At 56.2% G+C, this 2,500-nt stretch carries 1 rRNA gene (cut by a window edge); it reads left to right on the top strand.

The annotated features are described in order from the left end of the window. Nucleotides 1-2,458 (top strand): 23S ribosomal RNA (locus AC1DU4_RS06970); it begins 672 nt to the left of the window's first position. Nucleotides 2,459-2,500: the final 42 nt, after the last annotated feature.

The following is a 2,500-nucleotide window of genomic DNA, read 5'->3' as shown; positions in this document are numbered from 1 at the left end:
ATGAGCCTGCGAGTTAGTGGCATGTGGCGAGGTTAACCCGTGTGGGGCAGCCGTAGCGAAAGCGAGTCCGAATAGGGCGGTCCAGTCGCATGCTCTAGACCCGAAGCGGAGTGATCTACCCATGGCCAGGGTGAAGCGACGGTAAGACGTCGTGGAGGCCCGAACCCACTTAGGTTGAAAACTGAGGGGATGAGTTGTGGGTAGGGGTGAAAGGCCAATCAAACTCCGTGATAGCTGGTTCTCCCCGAAATGCATTTAGGTGCAGCGTCGCGTGTTTCTCACCGGAGGTAGAGCTACTGGATGGTCTAGGGGGCCCACAAGCTTACCGAAATCAGCCAAACTCCGAATGCCGGTGAGTGAGAGCGCGGCAGTGAGACTGCGGGCGATAAGGTTCGTAGTCGAGAGGGAAACAGCCCAGATCGCCAGCTAAGGTCCCTAAGCGTGTACTAAGTGGAAAAGGATGTGGGGTCGCGAAGACAACCAGGAGGTTGGCTTAGAAGCAGCCACCCTTGAAAGAGTGCGTAATAGCTCACTGGTCAAGTGATCCTGCGCCGACAATGTAGCGGGGCTCAAGTACACCACCGAAGCTGCGGCATTCATGCAATACACCTCGGTTTTCCTGCGGGAAGGCCGGCAGTGGTATGGATGGGTAGGGGAGCGTCGTGCAGCCATGGAAGCGCCGGAGTGATCCAGGTGTGGAGGCTGCACGAGTGAGAATGCAGGCATGAGTAGCGAAAGAAGAGTGAGAAACTCTTCCGCCGAATGACCAAGGGTTCCTGGGCCAGGTTAATCCGCCCAGGGTGAGTCGGGACCTAAGACGAGGCCGACAGGCGTAGCCGATGGACAACGGGTTGATATTCCCGTACCCGTGTGAACGCGCCCATGGTGAATCAGTGATACTAACCGCCCTGAAGCCGGCTGTGTTCCTTCGGGAATGTGGTCGGGGGATGCGCGGGACCTGATCTGGTAGTAGCCAAGCGATGGGGTGACGCAGGAAGGTAGCTGGGCCAGTGAGTGGTAGTACTGGTGTAAGCGTGTAGGGAGTGACATAGGCAAATCCGTGTCGCACATATCCTGAGACGTGATGCGTAGCCGTTGAGGTGAATTCAGTGATCCTATGCTGCCGAGAAAAGCCTCTAGCGAGCTTTCACACGGCCCGTACCCCAAACCGACACAGGTGGTCAGGTAGAGAATACTAAGGCGATCGAGATAACTATGGTTAAGGAACTCGGCAAAATGCCCCCGTAACTTCGGGAGAAGGGGGGCCTCGGCTGGTGACGGAACTTGCTTCCTGAGCTGGTTGGGGCCGCAGAGACCAGTGAGAAGCGACTGTTTACTAAAAACACAGGTCCGTGCGAAGTCGTAAGACGATGTATACGGACTGACGCCTGCCCGGTGCTGGAAGGTTAAGAGGACCGGTTAGCCCTTCGGGGCGAAGCTGAGAATTTAAGCCCCAGTAAACGGCGGTGGTAACTATAACCATCCTAAGGTAGCGAAATTCCTTGTCGGGTAAGTTCCGACCTGCACGAATGGCGTAACGACTTCTCAGCTGTCTCAACCATAGACTCGGCGAAATTGCATTACGAGTAAAGATGCTCGTTACGCGCGGCAGGACGAAAAGACCCCGGGACCTTCACTATAGCTTGGTATTGGTGTTCGGTTCGGTTTGTGTAGGATAGGTGGGAGACTGTGAAGCGGGCACGCCAGTGTTCGTGGAGTCGTTGTTGAAATACCACTCTGATCGTATTGGACCTCTAACCTCGGACCATGATCTGGTTCAGGGACAGTGCCTGGTGGGTAGTTTAACTGGGGCGGTTGCCTCCCAAAATGTAACGGAGGCGCCCAAAGGTTCCCTCAGCCTGGTTGGCAATCAGGTGTCGAGTGCAAGTGCACAAGGGAGCTTGACTGTGAGACTGACAGGTCGAGCAGGGACGAAAGTCGGGACTAGTGATCCGGCACCGGCAAGTGGAAGCGGTGTCGCTCAACGGATAAAAGGTACCCCGGGGATAACAGGCTGATCTTCCCCAAGAGTCCATATCGACGGGATGGTTTGGCACCTCGATGTCGGCTCGTCGCATCCTGGGGCTGGAGTAGGTCCCAAGGGTTGGGCTGTTCGCCCATTAAAGCGGCACGCGAGCTGGGTTTAGAACGTCGTGAGACAGTTCGGTCTCTATCCGCCGCGCGCGTTAGAAACTTGAGGAAGGCTGTCCCTAGTACGAGAGGACCGGGACGGACGAACCTCTGGTGTGCCAGTTGTCCTGCCAAGGGCACTGCTGGTTGGCTACGTTCGGAAGGGATAACCGCTGAAAGCATCTAAGCGGGAAGCCTGTTCCAAGATGAGGTTTCTCACCCACTTGTGGGGTAAGGCCCCCGGCAGACCACCGGGTTGATAGGCCGGAACTGGAAGCCCAGTAATGGGTGTAGGTGACTGGTACTAATAGGCCGAGGACTTACCACAAAGAAGCTACGCGTCCACTGTGCGGTATCTGAGACAACACAC

This window comes from Rhodococcus sp. P4_F5 (assembly GCF_056401315.1).
This window is presented reverse-complemented; position numbering and strand designations above follow the sequence as displayed.